This is a genomic window from Micromonospora sp. WMMD1076 (assembly GCF_029581475.1).
Lineage (GTDB): Bacteria > Actinomycetota > Actinomycetes > Mycobacteriales > Micromonosporaceae > Micromonospora > Micromonospora aurantiaca.
Genome location: NZ_CP120862.1, coordinates 5,255,908 through 5,277,134, shown reverse-complemented (window position 1 = coordinate 5,277,134; position 21,227 = coordinate 5,255,908). Strand labels below are relative to the sequence as shown.

Genomic DNA, 21,227 nt, shown 5'->3' with positions numbered 1-21,227 from the left:
TGCATGACCATGCGAGACCGTGCATAATCTTCCTTGTGTCCAAGGTTCTCACCTCCCTGCCCATCGGCGAACGTGTCGGCATCGCCTTCTCCGGCGGCCTCGACACCTCGGTGGCCGTCGCGTGGATGCGCGACAAGGGCGCCGTCCCCTGCGCCTACACCGCCGACATCGGCCAGTACGACGAGCCCGACATCGCCTCGGTGCCCGGCCGCGCGCACACCTACGGCGCCGAGGTCGCCCGGCTCGTCGACTGCCGCGCCGCCCTGGTCGAGGAAGGGCTGGCGGCGCTGACCTGCGGCGCCTTCCACATCCGCTCCGGCGGACGGGCCTACTTCAACACCACGCCACTGGGCCGCGCCGTGACCGGCACGCTGCTGGTCCGCGCGATGATCGCCGACGACGTGCAGATCTGGGGCGACGGCTCGACGTTCAAGGGCAACGACATCGAGCGGTTCTACCGGTACGGCCTGCTTGCGAACCCGCAGCTGCGGATCTACAAGCCGTGGCTGGACACCGACTTCGTCACCGAGCTGGGCGGGCGCACCGAGATGTCGGAGTGGCTGCTGGAGCGCGGCCTGCCCTACCGGGACAGCACCGAGAAGGCGTACTCCACCGACGCCAACATCTGGGGCGCCACCCACGAGGCCAAGACGCTCGAACACCTGGACACCGGTATCGAGACGGTCGAGCCGATCATGGGCGTCAGGTTCTGGGATCCGTCCGTGGAGATCCCGGCCGAGGACGTCACCATCGGCTTCGACCAGGGCCGCCCGGTGACGATCAACGGCAAGGAGTTCGGCAGCGCCGTCGACCTGGTGCTGGAGGCCAACGCCATCGGCGGCCGGCACGGCCTGGGCATGTCCGACCAGATCGAGAACCGGATCATCGAGGCCAAGAGCCGGGGCATCTACGAGGCCCCCGGCATGGCGCTGCTGCACGCCGCGTACGAGCGGCTGGTCAACGCGATCCACAACGAGGACACGCTCGCGAACTACCACAACGAGGGCCGCCGCCTCGGCCGCCTCATGTACGAGGGCCGCTGGCTGGACCCGCAGGCGCTGATGCTGCGCGAGTCGTTGCAACGCTGGGTCGGCACGGCGGTCACCGGCGAGGTCACGCTGCGGCTGCGTCGGGGCGAGGACTACTCGATCCTGGACACCACCGGGCCGGCGTTCAGCTACCACCCGGACAAGCTGTCGATGGAGCGCACCCAGGACTCGGCGTTCGGCCCGGCCGACCGGATCGGCCAGCTCACCATGCGCAACCTCGACATCGCCGACTCCCGCGCCAAGCTGGAGCAGTACGCCTCCGTCGGCATGGTCGGCGGCGGCACCCCGCCGCGGATCGTCGGCGCCGCCCAGGCGGCCTCGACCGGGCTGATCGGCGCCATGCCGCAGGGCGGCGCGGAGGCCATCGCCTCCCGGGGCGTGCCCACCGCCGAGGACGAGGCGCTCGACCGGGCCGCGATGGAGTTCGGCGTCGACTGAGCGCCGCCTCCCGCGTGGCCGTCCGCGGACCGCAGGCCGACCGGGCAGCGGTCCGCGGCTCGTTTCGCCTGACCGCCCGCCGGTCCCGCCGCGCCGGCCGGTCCGCTGGCGGTCCGGCTCTCGGCAACGGTGGTGACGCAGGGTAGCGTGTCGCCCGTGTTCCCTACCGTGCGTGAGGTGCTGGACCTGGTGCCCGTGCGCCACGGCGCGCCGCGCCTGGTCGCCGGGAACGCCGGGCTGGACCGGCCGGTGCGCTGGGTGCACATCGCCGAGGTGCCCGACATCGCCACCCTGCTCGGCGGCGGGGAACTGGTCCTCACCACCGGGATCGGCCTGCCGGGCGACGACGCCGGGCTCCGCGAGTTCATCGGCGCGCTGGCCGACGTCGGCGTCTCCGGGCTGGCGGTCGAACTGGGCCGCCGCTACGTCAGCGGCGTACCACGGGTGATGGCCGCCGCCGCCGAACGACGTGGCCTGCCCCTGATCGAGCTGCGCCGGGGCACCCCGTTCGTCCGGATCACCGAGGCGGTGCACGCGCTGATCGTCGACGCCCAGCTCACCGAGCTGCGCGCCACCGAGGAGATCCACCAGCGGTTCACCGAACTGTCCGTGGAGGGCGCCGAACCGGCCGAGGTGCTGCGGCAGGCCGCCGAACTGGCCGGCTGCCCGATGGTGCTGGAGAACCTGTCCCGGCAGGTGCTCGCGTACGACCCGGCGGGGGAGAACGCCCAACTGCTGCTGGACGGCTGGGAGCGGCACTCGCGGCAGATCCGCCCGCCCGGACGCACCGCGTACGACCCGGACAGCGGCTGGCTCGTCACCACAGTGGGCGCGCGCGGACAGGACTGGGGACGGCTGCTGCTGCGCTGGCCGGCCACCGAGTCGACCCCGCCGACCCGGCTGACCATCCTGATCGAACGGGCCGCCTCCACGCTGGCCCTGGGCCGGCTGATCCGGCGCGACGCCGAGGGCCTGGAACGGCAGATCCACCGTACGCTGCTGACCGCCCTGATCGACCACACCCGCCCGGTGGACGAGGTGGCGTTGCGCGCCAAGGCGCTCGGCGTCGTCCTGGACCGCCGCCACCTGGTCGGCGTCGTGGTCCGGCACCGCGCCGACGAGTCGTCCGGTGACGCGGGCGTCCCCGACGACGAGTCCGCCGCCGCCCGCCGGGGCGCGCGCCGCGACACCGACGCCGAAGGCCCGGAAGCCGGTCCGGCCCGGCTGCGCGACCTCGCCGAGGCGGTCAGCCAGGCCGTCCGGGACGCCAAGCTCACCGCCCTGACCAGCCCGCTCGACGACCAGGCCGTGGGCGCGCTGCTGGCGCTCCCCGACCCGGCCGCCGAGGAGAAGGCACTGTCCGCTTTCGCCGCGGCGTTGCGCCGGGTACGCCTCGACGCCGCCCCCGCCCGCCCTCCGGCGTCCCGCCCGTCGGAGTCGCCTGACCGGCCCGGCGGGCGGGCCGTGGCGTCGGGGAGCGTACGGCCGGCCGACGCGCCGCCCCGGGCCGCGATCGTGGTGGCGGCCGGATCCGGTGTGAGCAGCCTGCGCGAGGCGCGCCGGTCGCTGATCGAGGCGCGGCAGGTCGCCGAGGCGGCGCGGCGGGATCCCCGGGATCTGCCCTGCTACCGGCTGCCGCACGTCGGGCTGGCCGGGCTGCTGCACCTGCTGCGCGACGAGCCCCGGTTGCAGACGTTCGTCGAGCGCGAACTGGGGCCGCTGCTCGCCTACGACGCCCAGCACCCGCGGGAGCAGTTGCTCGGCACCCTGCGGGCGTACCTGGAGCAGGGGCGGAACAAGTCGGCCGGCGCGGCCGCCGCGCACCTGTCCCGGCCGGCGTTCTACGAGCGGCTGGCCCGCATCGGCCGCGTCCTCGACGCCGACCTCGACTCGGTGGACAGGTGCCTGTCCCTGCACGTGGCCCTGCTGGCCCTGGACGCCGTCCGCACCCCCTGACCCACCCCACCCCACTCTCACCCCGCTCTCGCCCGAGGCGACGATCATGAAGTTGACGGTGCTGATCCGGACATTTCACCGGTCCAACTTCATGATCGACCCGGCGGGGCGGCGGGGCGGCGGGGCGGCGGGGCGGCGGGGCGGGGGGAGGGCGGGTCAGGTCAGGGCGGTCAGGGTTTTGGCGTAGGGGGCGGGGATGTGGTTGTCGCCGCCGGGGGTGAACACGTCGGAGGTGGCCGCCGCCTGCCAGGCGGTGCCGGGCAGTGCCGCCACCAGGGCGCGTACCACAGGGGCGTCGCGCCACTGGTCCTGCTGGGCGAGCAGGCTCAGCGCGACCACCGACTCCTCCACCTCACCCACGCACTCGAACGGCTTGTGCCCGTCGATGCCGAGCAGCTCCCGGTAGCCGGGGATCTGCGACTCGTCGGCCAGCAGGTCACCGCCGAAGATGCCGGTCAGCCGCTCCCGGGGCATGAACGGCGCCATGGCCAGGAACACGAACCGGCACTTCGGGCAGTCGCGGCACCAGCGCTCGCTCGCGTCGCGCAGCTTGAACGCCGCGTTGCAGCTTGTCACCACCGCGTCGTACCGGTCGATCTCGGCGAACAGCCGGGCGATGTGCAGCTCGGACAGCGAGCGCAGCAACGAGAAGTACGGCTCGGTGAGCCCGGCGTGCTCGGCCAGCGCCGCGCGCAGCAGCCCTTCCGCCTCGACGCCCTTGGACCACTGGTGGTTGATCTCGTGACCGTTCCAGATCAGGTTCGGGTCGGACGCGGAGCGCTCGTTCGACATCACCACCGGGCCGAGCCCGTGCAGGACGGCGGTGGCCACGGCGATCAGCGAGTTGATCGCGGTGACCGGGATGTGCCCGTTGCGCGCGCCTGCCGCGTTCAGCTCGAACAGCACCGGGTCCAGCCGCCGCCGGGCGGCCAGCGGCACCAGGTCCGACGCCTCGTTCACCGACACGATCACGTGGTTCGGGTTGACCGAGAACGGCACCGGGTCGAGGCCGGCGCGGCGCAGCGCCTCCAGCGTGACGATGGAGTCCTTGCCGCCGCCGACAGCCGACAGCGGACGGCGGTCGGAGTTGTCCACCGGCACCGCCGGGTCCACGGTGCCGGACGGCACCTCGGGACGCAGCTCCAGCACGTGCGGCAGCTCGTTGCGGTACGCGTACTCGGCGAGGCCCTTGGTGTAGACGGCGGTGACCAGCTCGACGGCGGCGGCGCCCAGCGGCGCGGGCAGGACCAGCCGGGGCGGCGCGGCGGCCTTGTAGTAGCTGACGCCGGCGACCACGTGCAGCAGCTCCAGCACCCGGGCCAGGGTGGCCGCTGTGGCGTCGGAGACCGGCTCGGCCGGCAGCGGAAGCGTGATCACCTCGGTGAACCGCTGCTCGCCGCCGGGACCGGTCAGGGCGTAGTCGAACAGGACCTCGCCGGTGGCGAAGTCGATCGAGTAGGACGGGAAGGTGAAGGCGTCCATCCGCCGCAGCTGCTCGTTGGGCACACGCCATACTAGGCCCTGGTTCGTCCGTCCGTGTCCGGCTGGGCCGGACCCTGCCCGCCCCGCGTCGACCGAGTCCGAGGAGAGCCCGTGCGCCTGTCTGATCTGCGCGGACGTCATGTCGCCGTCTGGGGCGCCGGCCGCGAGGGCCGGGCCGCGGTGACCGCGATCGCCGCGCACGGGCCGGCCGGCCTGGTCGTCGTCGACGACAGCGCCAACTTCCTCGCGCTGCCCTGGGACGGTCCGCTGGCCGCCGCCGCGCCGCTCGTCACCGGCGAGAAGGGCTTCGAACGCCTGGCCGCCGCCGACGTGGTGGTCCGCTCGCCGGGCGTGCCGAACACCCACCAGTGGATGGTGGAGCTGCGCCGCCGGTCGGTGCCCGTCACGCAGGGCAGCGCGCTGTGGATGGCCGACCACGCGGACCGGACCGTCGGGGTGACCGGCAGCAAGGGCAAGAGCACCACGTCCAGCCTGATCAGTCACCTCCTCACCGCGATGGACCGGCCGAACGTGTTCGGCGGCAACATCGGGGTGCCGCTGCTGGACCTGCCCGAGGCGGAGCTGTACGTGCTGGAGCTGTCCAGCTACCAGTGCTCGGACCTGACCGACTCGCCGCGCGTGGCGGTGGTGACCGCGTTGTTCCCGGAGCACCTGGACGCGCACGGCGGCGAGCGGGAGTACTACCGGGACAAGCTGAACCTGATCGCGCACGGCCCGCACGCCGTCGTGGTCAACGGCGCCGACCCGCGGCTGGCGGCGGAGCTGGGCGACCGGGCCACGATCCGGGCCGGTTCGCCGGACACCACGCACGTGGCCGCCGGGCCGGACGGCACCCAGTGGTTCCATCTGCGGGACACCCCGTTGTTCCCGCGCGCCGTGCTGCCGCTGGTCGGGCGGCACAACGAGGGAAACCTCTGCGTCGCGCTCGCCGTGCTGGACGCGCTCGGCGTGGACGTGGTGGCGCGCAAGGACAGCCTCGCCGTGGCGGTCGCCGAGTTCCAGGGCCTGGCGCACCGGCTCACCGAGATCGCCGACCCGTCCGGGCTCACGTTCGTCGACGACACGCTCGCCACCAGCCCGTACGCGGCCATGCACGCGATCGACGCGTACGAGGGGCGGCCGTTGACGGTGATCGTCGGCGGCGCCGACCGGGGGCTGGACTACAGCCCGCTGCGCGCGCACCTGGCCGGCCGGGAGATCACAGTGATCGGCGTGCCGGACAGCGGCCCCCGCATCGTGGAGGCGCTGTCCGGGCTGCCGTCGGTGCGTACCGAGCTGGCCGACGACCTGGTCGCCGCCGTCGGACTGTCCCGCAAGCTCACCCCGGCCGGCGGTGTGGTGCTGCTGTCCCCGGCGGCGCCGAGCTACGGCCGGTTCCGCAACTTCGAGCACCGCTCCGAGGTGTTCGCGCAGGCGGTCGCGGACACCGCCCGCTGAGTCAGCCGCGCTCCGCCCGCGTGTGCCGCGGCGGCCCCGGCTCGGCCGGCAGGATCGCGTCGAGCGACTCGGTGGGCGCCGAGCCGTCCACCGGCTCGCGCGGCCCGGGCGCCGTGCCGGCGGGCGCCGGACCGGCGGGCGTCGCCTCGGCGGGCGTCGTCGTCTCGGCGGGCGTCGCGGCCGGACCGGCGTGGGCCGCCCGCCGCTTGACCGGCGTCCAGGCGAACGCGAGCGCCCCGCCGACGAGCGCCAGCAGCATGCCGATCAGGAACCCGCCCAGGTTCGAGGTGAGCCAGGAGACCAGCCCGAGCACGAGCGAGAGCACCGCGTAGAAGACGCGTTGCTGCGGCGTGGTGACCAGCAGCACGCCGCAGATGACCAGGACGGCCGGGACCAGGTACGCGGCCAGCCCTTGCGGCCCGACGTGCAGCAGCACCCCGAGCGGCGCGCGCAGCGTCACGAGCATCTCCGCGCCGCCGAGCGCGATGAGCAGCCCGGCGGTGAACGGCCGCGCCCGGCGCCAGCGCCGCCAGCGTGTACGGACGCCGGCGGCGGGCGCCGAGTGCTGTCCCGCGGTCACGTCAGCACCCTTCGGTGCTGAAGCTCATGCGCAGGTTGGGCAGCGTGAAGACGGCGGCGGTGGTGGCGTAGTTGTTCTGCCGCAGGTTGGTGATGGTCACGGTGTCGGCCTGCTGGGCGAACACGCCCGGGTTGCCCCTCACCCCGGGGACCTTGTCGACGGTGCTGGCGTCCTGCCCGACGTCGATGTTCTTGAAGGAGGCGTTACCGGCGATCTCGTCGCCGTCGACCACGAGCGTGCGGGCGGTCACCGGCTTGCCGGAATTGCCGGCGGTGATCCGCAGGTTGGTCCCGCCCAGGTTGATGCTCTGGCAGAGGTTGGTCAGCTCGGCCTTGTCGATCGCCGAGACGATCACGAGCACCTGCCCGCCGGTGTCGCCCTGGTTGGGGCTGTCCGGGATCATCTGGTCGAGCGTGGCGAACTGCTCGAACCCGGTGCCCTCCAGTTTGTCGGCGGTGACGGTGAACGGCATGCCCGAGATGGCGAACTGCGCGCCGAGCACGCCCTGCGCGGTCAGCACCACCATGCCGGCCGCGCCGGCCGCCGCGGCGCCGAGTGTGACGGCGAACCGGCGCCAGCGGACGCCGTTCGCCGGTTGATCGGTATCGATCTGCTCGATCTGCTCGGACATGCCGGCTCCTTTCGAGATCGATTCATCTACGACGATGTGAATTGGTGTCGCAGGATGTGCGCGCCGAGGGACGCAGGCCGAAGTTACCGCTGAGTAAAGGGGCGGTCAACTGCCTGTAGCAGATCGTTGGGCGGCATTCGCCAAAAGCGGCCAAAGTGAAAAACCGCTGCGGTTTTCCACCGCCTAGGGCTGGCCGCCGGGAGCGCAGGGCGCGGTCGCGGCCGGGCCGTCGTCCGCCCGGGCCGTCCGGGCGACCCGGCCGGCCTCTCGTGGGCCGAGGAACGGCGCGGTCGCCGCGTACGTGAGTGCCGGCAGCAGTAGCGGCAGATCCTCGGCCCGGCCCTGTGCCACCCGCTCACGGATGGTGGCGTGGATGCCGCCGACCACTACGGACAGCAGTGCGTCCCGGTCCACGCCGGCCGGATCCGGCCCGGCGCCGGCGAAGAACCGGCGGAAGCTGCGCAGCAGCGCGTCGCGCTCCCGGCGGGCGTCGGGGCCGGCCGCGTCCACCTCCACCAGCGCCATCCGGGCGAAGGCGGGCACGCTCGCCAGCACGTCGAGCAGCGTGCGCAGCGCCGCCCGGGCGGCCTGCGGCCAGTCCGGGCCGGCGTCGCGGTAGGCGTCCTCCATCAGGTGCGACACCACCGCGATGCCGTGCCGGTACGCGGCCAGGAACGCGTCCTGCTTGCCGCTGAACAGCGCGTAGAACGCGGGCCGGGTGACCCCGGCGGCGTGGCAGATGTCGCTGACCCGGGCGTTGTCGTACCCCCGGGTGGCGACCTCCCGGACCAGCCCGTCGAAGAGGCGGTCGCGCTGGGTCGCCGCCACCTCCTCGGCCGGTACGCGTCGCGGGCCGCGCTTGATGGCGCGGTCCGGGTCGCGGCCGTGGCGGGCGCCCGGCAGGGGTGCGGGCTTCGGCGACGGCGGGCTCGGGACTGTCACTCATCGACCTCTCTTGATGCGTTGACTTTACGACCCTCTGGGGTTTATAACTTTCGACACGCTCAGTTCACGCCTCGTCACCGCTGGTGATCTCCTTTTCGTCGGTCACCCGAACGCGTCGAAGGAGGGCCGGATGGCTGCCATTATCGCCGCGCGCACCCGTCCCCCCAAGGCCGGAGAGATCCAGGTGACGCGGCGTCGCCGCACTGCGCCACGCCGCCCGGCCCGCTGAGGCCGCAGCGGCGCACCACCACCTGCGGCGGCCCGATCCCGGCCGGCCGCACCCACCGGCTCCGTCCATGCCGGACGTCGCCGGCACCGTTTCCTGTCCCACCGCCGGAAGGAACAACCATGCCCAGGTACGGACGCATCGGCGCGGGCCTCGCCGCCCTGGCGCTGCTGACCGGTCTGGTCGGCGCCGCCCCCGCCACCGCCGCACCCACCACCTCGCTCGCCAGCGCCGTGCTGACCTACCCGGCCGTCGCCGGCACCGCCGTGTCGGTGGGCGACGTCATCCAGGCCAGCCTGCGCAGCGGCACCAACGCCACGTTCTACTCCTCGGCCAGCGGCACCACCGGCATCAAGTGCGCCGCGTCCACATTCAGCGCCAAGGTGCTGACCAACCCGACCGCACCCGGCACCGCGACCGAGAGCCTCACCGCGCAGTCGTTCACGAGCTGCACCACGAACGTCTTCGGCACCACCGGCGTGCAGAGCGTCACCGTCAACAACCTGCCCTACACCACGTCGGTGACCAGCGCGGGCGTGGTCACCATCTCCGGCACGGCGGCCGCGCCGATCCAGAGCACCGTCGTGCTCAACTCGCTGCTCGGCGCGATCACCTGCGTCTACCGCACCAGCACGAACACGCTGACCGGTACGGCATCGAACGCCACCAACTCGATCAGCTTCGCCAACCAGCCCCTGACCAAGTTCTCCGGCCCGTCGCTGTGCTTCGGCACCGCGTACTTCACCGCGTCGTACTCGCCGGTGAAGGACACCAGCAAGACCGGCAGCCCGGCGGTCTACGTCAACTGACACCCGGCTCTCGGGCCGGTGCGCGGCGATTCGCCGGGCGCCGGCCCGCACGCCGGTTCAGCCGGCCGTCAGCGTCGCGTGCAGCGCGCGCATCGACCGCAGCGCCGACCGGATCTCCTGGAGGTAGCGGCCCGGAGTCAGGGTCGGCTCCGGTACGGCGACAGCGGCGCGCGCGGCCGGGTCCACCCCGACCGTCTCGATTCCGCACCCGTACGGCACGGCGAGCGTCCGTAGCGCGTCGCAGTGCTGGAACGGCACGTAGATCGGAGCGGTCACCATCAGCACCGGGTCGGCCGCGCGCAACCGCACGTGCTCGGCCCAGAACCGCTGCGTGTCGGCGGTGTGCGCGCGACGGCGGTCCGGTTCGCTCGACGGCGCGGCGAGCACCCGTACCGGGGGCAGCCCGGCCGGCCGGTAGGTGCGCGAGGACCAGGCCCGGTGCGGATGACCGGCCGCCTCGCCGCGCTCGTCGTCCGGCTCGTCCACCCCGAACGCCAGCCGCACCCCGGCGTCGAGGACGTCCACCTCGGTGGCGCAGCCGGACAGGCCGGCGGCGTCGAGCGTGCGGGACTCGGCGGGCGAGAGCGGCCGGAAGCTGCCGAGCACCGCCACCTCGCCGGTCACCTCGGCCGCCCGCCGGGCCAGCATCGCCGCGTACGCGGTGCGCCGCAGGCAGGCGTGCGCCAGCCCGCCGAGTACCAGCAGGTGCGCGTACCCGGATCGGGCCGGCGCGACGGCGCGGACCAGGCCCAGCGCGGCGGCGGCGCTCAGCACCAGTCCGGCGGTGGCCGGGTCGAACGCCGGCTCCCGGGCGTCCGGGCGTTCCCGTCCCTGCCGGAAGTCCCAGCGGCGGGCGGAGAACGCGTCCAGCCCGGCCAGCACCGCCGCCAGGTCGCCGCCGGGCCAGTCGCCGCCGAAGTGCGCCACGAGACGCCGCACCGGCGCCGACTCCACCCAGGACCGGACCCCGGCCAGGAGCTGCGCCCGCGTCGTGCCCGCCGCGCCGCCCGGCAGCGTCACCTGATCCGTCCGCACCCGGCGGATGCTACCGCCGGGACAGTTGTCTCTGCCCCGGTCGCGGTGGGAGCGTGCGGGGATCCACCTCCGCTGAAGGGTGCGCCGATGACCTCCGACGACCTGCTGGCCCGGCACCGGGCCGTGCTCCCCTCCTGGATGCCGCTCTACTACGCCGAACCGCTGGAACTCGTCACCGGGTCCGGCCGCCGGGTCACCGACGCGGCAGGCAGGACCTATCTGGACTTCTTCGGCGGGGTGCTGACCACGATGGTCGGCCACGACATCCCGGAGATCCGGGAGGCGGTCGAACAACAGCTGCGGACCGGGCTCGTGCACACCTCGACGCTCTACCTGATCCGCCGGCAGGTCGAGCTGGCCGAGAAGATCGCCCGGCTCTCCGGCATCCCGGACGCCCGGGTGTTCTTCACCAACTCCGGCACCGAGGCGAACGAAGCCGCGCTGCTGGTCGCCACGAATCATCGGCGCTCGCACCAGATCCTCGCGGTGCGCAACAGCTACCACGGCCGGTCGTACGCGACGATGGGCGTCACCGGCAACCGCGGCTGGTCGGCCAGCGCGCTCAACCCGTTGCAGGTGGCCTGGCTGCACTCCGGCGAACGGCTGCGCGGGGTGCTGGCCCGGCTCGACGCCGCCGACCGGGTCGACGCGGCGGTCGAGGACCTGCGCGAGGTGCTCGCCACCCAGACCGCCGGCGACGTGGCCTGCCTGATCGCCGAACCGGTCCAGGGCGTGGGCGGCTTCGTGCACGGCCCGGACGGGCTGTTCGCCGCCTGGAAGAAGGTGCTCGACGAGCACGGCATCCTGCTGATCACCGACGAGGTGCAGACCGGGTGGGGCCGTACCGGCGAGCACTTCTGGGGCTACCAGGCGCACGGTGTGACGCCGGACCTGCTCACCTTCGCCAAGGGCATCGGCAACGGGTTCGCGCTCGCCGGGGTGGTCGGCCGGGCCGAGGTGCTGGAGTCGGTGCCGGCGATCAGCTTCTCCACGTTCGGCGGCAACCCGGTCTCCACCGCGGCCGGCGACGCGGTGCTCGACTACCTGCTCGACCACGACCTCCAGGGCAACGCCGCCCGCGTCGGCGCGATCCTGGGCGACGGCCTGCGCGCGGCCACCGCCGGGCTGGACCAGGTCGCCGAGGTACGCGGCAAGGGCCTGATGCTCGCCGTCGAGTTCGTCCACCCCGGCTCGGTCGAGCCGGACGCGGCGCTGACCACCCGCGTCTTCGAGGCGTGCCGGGCCGGTGGCCTGCTCGTGGGCAAGGGCGGCCTGTACGGCAACGTGATCCGGATGGGCCCGCCGCTGACGCTCACCGAGGACGAGGCCCGGGAGGGCCTGGCGATCATGGTTGACGCGATCCGCGCCTCGATCGAGGCGTGAGCGTCAACCCGGCGGGCGCCGTCCCGCCCGTCCGGACCTGAGCAGCCGCAGCAGACCCGCCCCGGCCAGGTACGCGACCAGCGCCGGGGCGGGCAGGCCCAGCGGCTCCGGTGCGGTCTTGGGCGTGAGACTGTTCAGCAGCAGGCCGACGAGCACGCCCGCGTACCCGGCCACGGCCAGTCCGGCGGGCAGCCGCCGGCCACCCGCCCCGGGCGGCCCGGTGGCGACCGGGCGGCGGGTGCGGGCCTCGACCGGACCGAAGACCGCGACCAGCACGGCCAGCACTGCGGCCAGCGCGAGCAGCCACGGTACGCGCCACGCCCACCAGGCCGCCGAGCCGACCGGGGGAGTGGGCAGCACGCCGAGCGCGTCCAGCAGGCCGACGAGCAGCACCGCGGCGGTCAGGTGCCAGAGGAAGAGGGTGAGCACCACGGCGTTGACCGCGAGCACCGCCTGCCAGGGGCCGGACCGGCGCAGCCAGCGCCCGGCCGGGCGTCGCAGCAGCAGGATGAGGCCGAGCTGGGCGGCGGCCGCGGCCATCAGCGCCAGGCTGGGCGGTGCCGCGTTGTCCAGTCGCTCGCCCGGCACGTGGAGCATCGCCACCGGGTACGGCCCGGCCACCGTGAGCAGCACCAGCGCGGCCAGGCCACCACCGAGCAGGAGCACGCCGGCCCGGCGGGACAGCGGCAGCCGACGGCGGAACGGGCCCCGGGTTCCGGCGCCGGCCGTGTCGGCATCGGCCGCGGTGGCGGCTCTCGCCCCGGCGGCCGCGTCGGGGACGGTCGCCCCGGCGCCGGCCGGGTCGCCGGTGCGGCGGGCGTCCGCCCGGGCGGCGTCGTACCAGGCGAAACCGACCTGGTGCACGGCCAGCCAGCCGAGCAGGTAGTTGCCGTCGGCGAGCGCGGCCGGGCCGAGGAGCCGGCCGAGGTCGCCGAGCGCGACCAGCACCACGAGCGCCAGCGGCACGGCGAGCCCGGACCGGCGGTGCAGCGCGTACATCGGCGGGGTCAGCGCCACCACCGCGACGTAGGCGACCAGGAACCACAGCGGGATGGTGGCGAACCAGACCACGGTGCGCACCTGCCCCGCGTCGGCGCCGCGCAGCGTGGCGACCCCCGCGACCGCAGCCAGGACCAGCAGCAACACGGTGGTGGGCCGGACCAGCCGTGCGCTGCGGTCCACCAGCCACCCGGCCGCCGACCCACCCCGGCGCCGGCGGGCGGCCAGCGAGGCGGCGTTGGCGTAGCCGCCGACCAGGAAGAACACCGGCATCACCTGGGCCACCCAGGTCAGCGGCCAGGCCCAGCGCAGGTCGGCCAGCGCGGAGTGGCCGGTGGGGCGGCCGTTGTCGTACCCGATGACCGTGACGCCCCAGTGGCCGAGCACGACCATGGTGATGGCCAGCGCCCGGAGCAAGTCGACGTAGCGCTCCCGCCCCGGCGTGCGTTGCGCGAGCTGCCGCAGGCGGCGCATGAGGTCAGGCTAGACCAGCCGGGCCCGACCGGTACGGATAACGGATCGGTCGAGAGGTCTTGTGGTCCCCGTCGCGCTGTCGTAGAAATTCTTCATTGGAAATGCGTCTTGTGAAGACAAGCGACAGGGTGCTCACCGCGCGTACCCGGACCGAGGAGATGCGATGAACAGGCGTGAGATCCTACGGCGCAGCGCCGCCGCCGGTCTGCTGGCCACCCCCGCCGCCGGGCTGCTCGCCGGCTGCGCCACCTCAGGTGGTGGCGACGAGGGCGGCAAGGGCGCGTACAAGGGCACCAAGAGCGAGCAGAACCCGCTCGGCGTGGCCGAGGACGCCCCGCTGGAGGTGGTGATCTTCAACGGCGGCTTCGGCGAGGACTACGCCAAGGCCCACGAGGCCATGTACAAGGAGCGGTACCCGAAGGCGGAGATCAAGCACTCGGCCACCGCGGAGATCAGCAAGACGCTCCAGCCCCGCTTCGTCGACGGCAGCCCGCCGGACGTGGTGAACAACTCCGGCGCCGGCCAGATCGACTTCAACGGCCTGGTCTCCCAGAACGCGCTCGCCGACCTGGGCGAGCTGCTCGCCGCGCCGAGCCTCGACACGCCCGGCAAGACGGTCAAGGACACGCTGCTGCCCGGCACCGTCGAGGTCGGCTCCTACGACGGCCGGTTCCTGGTGCTCAACTACACATACACGGTGTACGGCATCTGGCACTCCACGAAGCTGTTCGCCGACCGCGGCTGGGAGGACGCCAAGACCTGGGACGACCACATCGCGCTCTGCCGCCGGATCAAGGCCGCGGGCATCGCCCCCTGGACGTACGCCGGTGTGCACCCCCGCTACATGAGCTGGCCGCTGATCTCCACAGCGATCAAGCTCGGCGGCCCGTCCGTCGCGCTGGCGATCGACAACCTGGAGCCGAACGCCTGGAAGTCGGACGCCATGAAGACCGCCGCCGACGCCTGGCACCAGATCGTCAAGGACAAGTTCATCCTCGACGGCTCCCCGGGCCTGGACCACAAGCAGTCGCAGACCGCGTGGTGCCAGGGCAAGGCCGCGTTCATCTCCTGCGGCTCCTGGCTGGAGAGCGAGCAGAAGGACGTCACGCCGGCCGGCTTCAACATGACAGTCGCGCCGACGCCGAGCCTGGGCAGCGGCGACAAGCTGCCGTACGAGGCGATCCGCGGCACCGCGGGCGAGCCGTTCATGGTGCCGGCGAAGGCGCGCAACGTGGCCGGTGGCCTGGAGTACTTCCGCACCATGCTGTCCCGCAAGGGCGCCCAGGACTTCACCAAGAAGGTCGCCAGCCTGCCCGTGGTGGCCGGCGCCACCGAGGGCATCGACCTGCCGTACGGGCTCAGCACCGTGGTCGAGGCGCTCGACGCGTCCGGGTCCAACGGCTTCAACTGGGTCTACAACAACTACTACCGCAAGCTGGAGCGCAACCTGGTCGACGCGGCCTGCGGCGAGTTCTTCAGCGGCCGGATCTCCCCGGCCGAGTTCCTCGACCAGTGCCAGAAGGGCGCCGACTCGATCGCTCAGGACAACTCGGTCAAGAAGTACAAGCGGTCCGCGTGATGCGACAGGGTCGCCTCCCCCTGATCCTCACGTTCCTGCTGCCACCACTGGCGTTGTACGGCATCTTCGTGCTGTCGCCGTACCTCCAGGCTTTTCAGATCTCCACCACCGACTGGATGGGCTACTCCGCGCAGGCCGACCCGGTCGGCATGGCGAACTTCCGCACGCTGCTGCACGACGGGTACGTGTGGAACGCGTTGAAGAACAACGCGATCCTGCTCGCCGTGGTGCCGGTGGTGACGATCGGGCTGGGCCTGTTCTTCGCCAGCATGCTCACCATGGGCGGTCGTAGGGGCCGGGCCGGTGTGACCGGGGTGCGGGGCACCTCGGTCTACCGGCTCGTCTACTTCTTCCCGCAGGTGCTCTCGGTGGTGATCATCGCGCTGCTCTGGAAGGAGATCTACAGCCCGACCAGTGGCCTGCTCAACGGCGCCCTGCGCGCCGTCGGGCTGGCCACCCCGGCCTGGCTCGGCGATCCGCGCTTCGCGTTCTGGTGCGTGCTGGCGGTGATGGTGTGGAGCAACGTCGGCTTCTACGTGGTGCTCTTCGGTGCCGCCATGCAGGCGATCCCGCGTGACATCTACGAGGCGGTGCTGCTCGACGGCGCGTCCCGCACCACGATGCTGCGGAAGATCACCATTCCGCTGCTCTGGGACACCATCCAGGTGGCCTGGATCTATCTCGCCATCGCCGCGCTGGACGGCTTCATCCTGGTCCAGCTCATGACCAACGGCGGACCGAACTTCTCCTCCGACGTGATCGGCCTGCGGATGTACGACACGTCGTTCGGCAGCGAGAACAAGTTCGGGTACGCCTCGGCGATCGGCGTGGCGATGTTCTTCCTGACCCTCTCGGTGGCGGTGCTGGCGCTGCGCACCGCCCGGCGTGATCGGATCGAGTACTCGTGACCACAGTGGATCCCGGTACGGCGACCGGCGCCACGACCGCCGGCACGACCCGCCCGGACGACGCGGGCCGATCCGCCGACCGCCCGCCGCGCCGCGAGCTGGGCGTGGCGAACGTCTTCTCGCACAGCTTCCTGCTGCTCTGGGCGGCGATGACTGTCCTGCCGCTGGCCTGGATGGTGCTCAGCTCGCTCAAGAGCAACGGCGAGATCATCGCCGAGCCGTGGGGGCTGCCCGAGGCGCTGCGGTTCGACAACTGGTCGCGCGCCTGGACCAGCGCACACATCGGCCGGTTCTTCTTCAACAGCCTGGTCGTGGTGGCCGGCTCGCTGAGCCTGACCATGCTGCTCGGCGCCACCGCCGCGTACGTCTTCGCGCGTTACGAGTTCCGCGGCCGGCAGGTGGTCTACTACCTGTTCGTCGGCGGCATGATGTTCCCGGTCTTCCTGGCGCTGGTGCCGCTGTTCTTCGTGGTCCGCAGCGTCGGCCTGCTCGGCACCTGGCCGGGCCTGATCCTGGTCTACACCGCGTACTCGCTGCCGTTCACCGTGTTCTTCCTGACCGCGTTCTTCCGGACGCTGCCGACGTCGGTGGCGGAGGCCGCGCTGATCGACGGATGCGGGCACTTCCGGCTGTTCTTCCGGGTGATGCTGCCGATGGCGAGACCGGGACTGATCAGTGTCGGGATCTTCAACTTCCTCAGCCACTGGAACCAGTTCCTGCTGCCGCAGGTGCTCCTGCCCGGCGACGGCCAAGACCGGATGCTCGCCCAGGGGTTGAGTTCGCTCGCGGTGAGCCAGGGCTACGCCGGTGACTACGCGCAGTTGTTCGCCGGCCTGACCATCGCGGTGCTGCCGGTGCTCGTGGTGTACGTGGCGTTCCAGCGTCAGGTCCAGTCCGGACTGACCGCCGGGCAGCTCAAGTGAGGCGGTTGCCACAGGCTCAGCCGAGCCGCTAAGACTGATACTGATCAGCCAGAAAGTTCCTCAGGCGGGCGGGGAACCAGGCGGGCGTGCAGCGCCGCCGGGTCGGTCACCTCGGGCAGGTCGCGGGCGGCGAGCCAGGCCGCGGCGGCCGCACCGTCCCCGGCGCCGTGCAGCGGTGCGCCCGGCCACCGTTGCGCCAGTTCCGCGCGTACCGCGCCGGCCAGCGGGGTGTCACCGGTGAGCAGCCCGCCGCCGAGGACCACCGGATCGGTGGCGCCGGGCGGCCGGATGCGGGAGACGCTCTCCGCCAGCAGCGCCGCGGCCTCGGCGATCAGCGCGGCGGCTGCCGGCTCCCCGTCGCGGGCCGACGACACCACGAGCGGCGCGAGCCGGGCCAGTTCCACAGGTGGTCGCCGCGTCACCGCCTGCACCACGGCACCGGCGGTGGCGCGCGGTCGGTCGTCCACAGCTGTCGTGCCGGTCAGCTCGGCCAGCACCCGGCGTCCCAGCTCGCCGGGGGTGTCCGCGCGGTCCAGGTCGGTCAGCAGCCGCCGGACCGCCTCGCGGCCGAGCCAGAATCCCGAGCCCGCGTCGCCGAGCAGCCAGCCGTGACCGTCGGCGGTGCGGTCCAGCCGCAGGTCGCGTACCTGGGCGGCGATGGCGCCGGTGCCGGCGACGAGCACCGTGCCGTCCGGGGCGGCGGTGCCGGAGGCGTAGGCGACCAGGGCGTCGCCGTGCACGGCGTACGGGCATCGCAGCCCCGCCTCGGCCCACGCGTGGTCGAACGCCTCCCGGCCGCGCGGGTCGGCCAGGAGGCGGCCGGCTCCGGCGAGGCCGATGACGCCGGCGCGTACCCGGATCGGGTCGATGTCGGCGAGCGCCGCGCGCAGGGCGGCGAGCAGCTCGGCGGCGGCCCGCTCGGCGCCGTGGCTGGTGGGGTTGCCACCGCCGGCCCGGCCGGCGCCCAGACGCGTGCCGTCGAGGCTCAGCGCGGTCGCGCGGCTGGACGTGCCCCCGACATCGAGGCCGAGCACGACGGTGTCCGACATGGTTCCCATGCTGGTCGGCCGCGTCGCCGGGCGCAAGATCGCGCCGGTGCGCCAGGTAACAGTTTGAAAACTTCGCCCACGCCCTTGACACGGAGGGGCCTTCAGTAAGAACTTTTACCACTAACAGTTAACACTCTTTTCCGAAAGGCTTCCGCCGATGGCCGAGCACGAGGTGGAGACTTCCGCGGCGACCGCGGTGGTCGATGCCGGTCCGGCCGACCGGCTGGGCGCCGACGGGGTGCTGGCCAGGGTCCGGGCCGGCACGGGGGAGCTGACCGGGGCGCTGCGCCGGGTCGCCGAGCACGTGCTCAGCGACCCGGAGGCGGCGGCCCGGGCCACCATCGTCGAGCTGGCCGAGCGCAGCGGCACGTCACCGGCGACCATCACCCGGTTCTGCCGGGCGATGGGCTTCGAGGGCTACGCCGACCTGCGGCTCGGCATCGCCGCCGAGACCGGGCGGGCCCGCTCGGCCGGCTGGACCGTCGACATCGGACGGGAGATCCAGCCCGGCGACCCGCTGTCCCGGGTGCTCGACCAGATCATGGCCGCCGACACGCGGGCCATGCACGACACCGCCGCGCTGCTCGACCTGGCCGAGGTGGAACGCGCGGCGGTCGCCATCGCCGGGGCCAGCCGGGTGAACATCTTCGGGGCCAGCGGCAGTGCGCTCGTCGGCGAGGAGATGCAGTTCAGCCTGCACCGCATCGGCGTCGCCGCGTGGGCCTGGAGCGACGTGCACGAGGGACTCGCCAGTGCCGCGCTGCTGGGCGCCGGGGACGTGGCGCTCGGCATCTCGCACACCGGGCAGACCCGGGAGACGATCGAGCTGCTCGCCGAGGCCGGCAGCCGCGGGGCCACCACAGTCGCGCTGACCGGCTTCCCCCGCTCGCCGCTGGCCGAGCTGGCCGACATCGTGCTGGTGACCGCGAGCCAGGCCACCACGTTCCGGCCGGACGCGCTCTCCGCCCGGCACCCGCAGCTCGTCGTGCTCGACCTGCTCTACATCGCGGTGGCGCAGCGCACCCACGACCGCGCCCACGCGGCCTTCCGGCGTACCGCCCAGGCCGTCGACGGGCACAAGGCCGCGAAGGGGGCCCTCTCATGATCAGTGCCCAGCGGTACGCCGACGCGGTCCGCCCGGTGCTCGACCGGCTGGTGGACAGCCAGGCCGTGGCGGTGGACCGGGCAGCCGACCTGATCGCCTCCGGGCTGCGCGCCGGTGGCGTCCTCCAGGCGTTCGGCGCCGGCCACTCGGAGGCGTTCGCCGCCGAACTGGTCGCCCGGGCCGGCGGGCTGGTCCCCGCCAACCGGCTCTCCCTGCACGACCTCGTGCTGCACGGCGACGCGCCCCGCGACGTGCTCGCCGACCCGAAGCTGGAACGCGACCCGGCCGTGGCGCACCAGCTCTACGCCCTGGCGGCGCCGCAGCCGGGGGACGTGTTCGTGGTCGCCTCGCAGTCCGGCATCAACGGCTCGGTGGTCGAGCTGGCGACGCTGGTCAAGCGCGGCGGCCATCCGCTGATCGCTGTCACCTCGGTCGAGCACACCGCCCGGGTAGCTCCTCGGCACCCCTCCGGGCACCGGCTCGCCGACCTCGCCGACGTCGTGCTGGACAACGGCGCGCCGTACGGTGACGCACTGCTGCCGCTCGAGGGCGGCGGCGCGGTCTGTGCGGTCTCGTCGGTCACCGCGGCGCTGCTGGCGCAGCTGCTGACCGCCGAGGTCGTACGACGGTTCCACCAGGCCGGAGAGGTACCCCCTGTCTACCTCTCCGCCAACGTCCCCGGTGGGGACGAGCACAACCTCGCCCTCGAGTCGCGGTACGCCGGGCGTCTCCGGCGGACCGCCTGACCCGACCCACAAGGAGAGACAAGATGTCGGTTTCCCCCGAGAAGTTCGGCGACGTCAGCCGTCGGACCCTGCTGCGGCGCGCCGCCGCGGCCGGTCTGCTGGCCGTACCGGCGGCGGGTCTGCTGAGCGCGTGCGCCGGCAGCGAGCCGAGCAAGTCCGACGGCGGCGGCGCGGCCAAGAGCAAGGACAACCCGTTCGGCGTCAAGGACGGCAGCGCGGTCAAGGTGGTCGTCTTCAACGGTGGCCTGGGCGACCAGTGGGCCAAGGAAGACAAGGTCATCTTCAACGCCAAGCACCCGAACATCACGGTCAACATGTCTTCGACCCAGAAGATCAAGACCGAAGAGCAGCCCAAGATGGCGACGCAGCCGAGCGACCTGGTGATGAACTCGGGCGCCGACATGATGGACCGCAGCACGCTGATCAACGAGGGCGCGATCGAGCCGCTGGACGATCTGCTCACCGCGCCGGCCTGGGACAGCGAGGGGACTGTGGCCGACAGCCTGCTGCCGGGCACCGTCGCCGACGGTACGCAGAACGGCAAGTTCTACGTCGTCAACGTCGCGTACACGGTGTGGGGCAACTGGTACAACGCCGCCCTGTTCAAGAAGGAGGGCTGGACGGCGCCGACCACCTGGGACGAGTTCTTCGCGCTCGCGCCGAAGATCAAGGCCAAGGGCATGGCGCCGTACGTGCACGACGCGGTGCACGGCTACTACCCGCGCTGGGCGCTGTTCGCCAGCATCTGGAAGGCGGTCGGCAAGCAGGCCGTCGTCGACATCGACAACCTGAAGGACGGCGCCTGGAAGGCCGACGGCATCGTCGCGGCGCTGGAGCCGTGGGAGAAGCTGGTCAAGGACAAGCTGCTGCTGCCGGGCAAGCTCGACCACACCCAGTCGCAGCAGGCGTTCCTGGACGGCAAGGCGGCCTTCATCCAGGTCGGCACCTGGCTGAAGAACGAGATGGCCGCGACCATCCCGCCGGGCTTCGAGATGACCATCTCCGACTACTGGAGCAAGAGCGGGGACAAGGCGGCCAAGGACGTCTTCGCCTCCTCCGGCGAGGGCTTCGTGGTGCCGAGCAAGGCGCCGAACAAGGAGGCCGCGAAGGAGTTCCTGCGGGCCATCCTCTCCAAGGCCGGTTCGGCGAAGTTCGCCGAGCTGACCAAGTCGCTGGCCTCCACCAAGGGTTCCGGCGACAACGTCCAGGACACCGCGCTGGCGTCGGCGAACTCGCTGATGAAGAACGGCAGCTCGGACCTGATCTCGGTGAAGTTCCCGGACTTCTACGCCGACCTGGACAAGGAGAGCCAGAACCTCTCCGAGGAGCTGATGGCCGGCCGCCTGACCGCGCAGCAGTTCGTCGACAAGATGCAGGCGGCCGCCGACAAGGTCGCCAAGGACTCGTCGATCAAGAAGCAGACCCGCACCGCTTGATTCCTGCGAGGAAGTG

18 protein-coding genes are annotated in these 21,227 nt (G+C 72.6%); 11 read left to right on the top strand and 7 right to left on the bottom strand.

The genetic code is table 11. The annotated features are described in order from the left end of the window. The first annotated feature begins 35 nt into the window (after positions 1-35). Complete coding sequence (gene argG, locus O7622_RS23670) at positions 36-1,487, top strand: argininosuccinate synthase (protein ID WP_282310396.1); 1,452 nt, start codon at positions 36-38, stop codon at positions 1,485-1,487. A 147-nt stretch (positions 1,488-1,634) separates the two neighbouring features. Then, entirely contained in the window at positions 1,635-3,443 is a 1,809-nt protein-coding gene (locus O7622_RS23665; protein WP_282310395.1) for a PucR family transcriptional regulator ligand-binding domain-containing protein, read from the top strand. A gap of 156 nt (positions 3,444-3,599) precedes the next feature. Here the strand turns inward: O7622_RS23665 and O7622_RS23660 are convergent, their stop codons facing one another. Then, entirely contained in the window at positions 3,600-4,949 is a 1,350-nt protein-coding gene (locus tag O7622_RS23660; protein WP_282310394.1) for a hypothetical protein, read from the bottom strand. An 87-nt stretch (positions 4,950-5,036) separates the two neighbouring features. Here O7622_RS23660 and murD point away from each other — a divergent pair, with 87 nt between their 5' ends. Continuing rightward, complete coding sequence (gene murD / locus O7622_RS23655; RefSeq protein ID WP_282310393.1) at positions 5,037-6,383, top strand: UDP-N-acetylmuramoyl-L-alanine--D-glutamate ligase; 1,347 nt, start codon at positions 5,037-5,039, stop codon at positions 6,381-6,383. A 1-nt stretch (position 6,384) separates the two neighbouring features. Here the strand turns inward: murD and O7622_RS23650 are convergent, their stop codons facing one another. The 3 genes from O7622_RS23650 to O7622_RS23640 form a co-directional block, all read right to left on the bottom strand. Next, a complete protein-coding gene (locus tag O7622_RS23650; protein WP_282310392.1) occupies positions 6,385-6,963 on the bottom strand; it encodes a DUF6114 domain-containing protein in 579 nt (192 codons plus the stop codon). Position 6,964: 1 nt separating this feature from the next. Beyond that, a complete protein-coding gene (locus tag O7622_RS23645; protein WP_282310391.1) occupies positions 6,965-7,594 on the bottom strand; it encodes a DUF6230 family protein in 630 nt (209 codons plus the stop codon). A 183-nt stretch (positions 7,595-7,777) separates the two neighbouring features. Further along, positions 7,778-8,536, bottom strand: a complete 759-nt coding sequence (locus tag O7622_RS23640) for a TetR/AcrR family transcriptional regulator (RefSeq protein WP_282310390.1) — start codon at positions 8,534-8,536, stop codon at positions 7,778-7,780. Positions 8,537-8,887: 351 nt separating this feature from the next. Here O7622_RS23640 and O7622_RS23635 point away from each other — a divergent pair, with 351 nt between their 5' ends. Next, the gene (locus O7622_RS23635) at positions 8,888-9,574 is read left to right on the top strand and encodes a Tat pathway signal sequence domain protein (RefSeq protein WP_282310389.1); all 687 of its coding nucleotides are present in this window, start codon (positions 8,888-8,890) and stop codon (positions 9,572-9,574) included. A gap of 57 nt (positions 9,575-9,631) precedes the next feature. On the opposite strand, the gene O7622_RS23630 is transcribed toward O7622_RS23635, so the two are convergent. Further along, positions 9,632-10,594: a hypothetical protein gene (locus O7622_RS23630; protein ID WP_348774084.1), complete on the bottom strand. Its 963-nt coding sequence runs from the start codon at positions 10,592-10,594 to the stop codon at positions 9,632-9,634. Positions 10,595-10,696: 102 nt separating this feature from the next. On the opposite strand from O7622_RS23630, the gene O7622_RS23625 reads away from it, so the two are divergent. Then, positions 10,697-11,992: an aspartate aminotransferase family protein gene (locus O7622_RS23625; RefSeq protein ID WP_282310387.1), complete on the top strand. Its 1,296-nt coding sequence runs from the start codon at positions 10,697-10,699 to the stop codon at positions 11,990-11,992. Between the two features lie 3 nt (positions 11,993-11,995). Here O7622_RS23625 and O7622_RS23620 read toward each other — a convergent pair whose 3' ends face one another. Then, a complete protein-coding gene (locus O7622_RS23620) occupies positions 11,996-13,465 on the bottom strand; it encodes an acyltransferase (RefSeq protein ID WP_282310386.1) in 1,470 nt (489 codons plus the stop codon). A 163-nt stretch (positions 13,466-13,628) separates the two neighbouring features. Here O7622_RS23620 and ngcE (O7622_RS23615) point away from each other — a divergent pair, with 163 nt between their 5' ends. From ngcE (O7622_RS23615) to O7622_RS23605, 3 genes are read left to right on the top strand one after another with little or no spacing between them, the layout of a single operon-like run. Next, positions 13,629-15,044, top strand: coding sequence for an N-acetylglucosamine/diacetylchitobiose ABC transporter substrate-binding protein (gene ngcE, locus O7622_RS23615; RefSeq protein WP_282310385.1), 1,416 nt, complete (start codon positions 13,629-13,631; stop codon positions 15,042-15,044). Then, positions 15,044-15,952 (top strand): sugar ABC transporter permease, encoded by a 909-nt coding sequence (locus O7622_RS23610; RefSeq protein WP_113972445.1) that lies wholly within the window; start codon positions 15,044-15,046, stop codon positions 15,950-15,952. The genes ngcE (O7622_RS23615) and O7622_RS23610 overlap by 1 nt, the downstream gene beginning before the upstream one ends. After that, complete coding sequence (locus O7622_RS23605) at positions 15,949-16,875, top strand: carbohydrate ABC transporter permease (protein WP_282310384.1); 927 nt, start codon at positions 15,949-15,951, stop codon at positions 16,873-16,875. Before O7622_RS23610 ends, O7622_RS23605 begins: the two co-directional genes overlap by 4 nt. 44 nt (positions 16,876-16,919) lie before the next feature. Here the strand turns inward: O7622_RS23605 and O7622_RS23600 are convergent, their stop codons facing one another. After that, entirely contained in the window at positions 16,920-17,924 is a 1,005-nt protein-coding gene (locus O7622_RS23600; protein WP_282310383.1) for a BadF/BadG/BcrA/BcrD ATPase family protein, read from the bottom strand. A 157-nt stretch (positions 17,925-18,081) separates the two neighbouring features. Between O7622_RS23600 and O7622_RS23595 the strand changes: the two genes are divergently transcribed. Genes O7622_RS23595 through ngcE (O7622_RS23585) form a run of 3 tightly spaced genes read left to right on the top strand, consistent with a single transcriptional unit; the run spans position 18,082 to position 21,211 of the window. Further along, a complete protein-coding gene (locus O7622_RS23595) occupies positions 18,082-19,029 on the top strand; it encodes a MurR/RpiR family transcriptional regulator (RefSeq protein WP_120569014.1) in 948 nt (315 codons plus the stop codon). Next, entirely contained in the window at positions 19,026-19,775 is a 750-nt protein-coding gene (locus O7622_RS23590) for an SIS domain-containing protein (RefSeq protein WP_120569015.1), read from the top strand. Before O7622_RS23595 ends, O7622_RS23590 begins: the two co-directional genes overlap by 4 nt. 23 nt (positions 19,776-19,798) lie before the next feature. Beyond that, a complete protein-coding gene (gene ngcE / locus O7622_RS23585; RefSeq protein WP_013287338.1) occupies positions 19,799-21,211 on the top strand; it encodes an N-acetylglucosamine/diacetylchitobiose ABC transporter substrate-binding protein in 1,413 nt (470 codons plus the stop codon). Positions 21,212-21,227 lie beyond the last annotated feature (16 nt).

Bases quoted from the DNA above. Each gene is read 5' to 3' on its own strand.
- O7622_RS23645 (WP_282310391.1), bottom strand. From the start codon at position 7,594: ATGTCCGAGCAGATCGAGCAGATCGATACCGATCAACCGGCGAACGGC.
- O7622_RS23635 (WP_282310389.1), top strand. From the start codon at position 8,888: ATGCCCAGGTACGGACGCATCGGCGCGGGCCTCGCCGCCCTGGCGCTG.
- O7622_RS23625 (WP_282310387.1), top strand. From the start codon at position 10,697: ATGACCTCCGACGACCTGCTGGCCCGGCACCGGGCCGTGCTCCCCTCC.
- O7622_RS23620 (WP_282310386.1), bottom strand. From the start codon at position 13,465: ATGCGCCGCCTGCGGCAGCTCGCGCAACGCACGCCGGGGCGGGAGCGC.
- ngcE (WP_282310385.1), top strand. From the start codon at position 13,629: ATGAACAGGCGTGAGATCCTACGGCGCAGCGCCGCCGCCGGTCTGCTG.
- O7622_RS23610 (WP_113972445.1), top strand. From the start codon at position 15,044: ATGCGACAGGGTCGCCTCCCCCTGATCCTCACGTTCCTGCTGCCACCA.
- O7622_RS23600 (WP_282310383.1), bottom strand. From the start codon at position 17,924: ATGTCGGACACCGTCGTGCTCGGCCTCGATGTCGGGGGCACGTCCAGC.
- O7622_RS23595 (WP_120569014.1), top strand. From the start codon at position 18,082: ATGGCCGAGCACGAGGTGGAGACTTCCGCGGCGACCGCGGTGGTCGAT.
- O7622_RS23590 (WP_120569015.1), top strand. From the start codon at position 19,026: ATGATCAGTGCCCAGCGGTACGCCGACGCGGTCCGCCCGGTGCTCGAC.
- ngcE (WP_013287338.1), top strand. From the start codon at position 19,799: ATGTCGGTTTCCCCCGAGAAGTTCGGCGACGTCAGCCGTCGGACCCTG.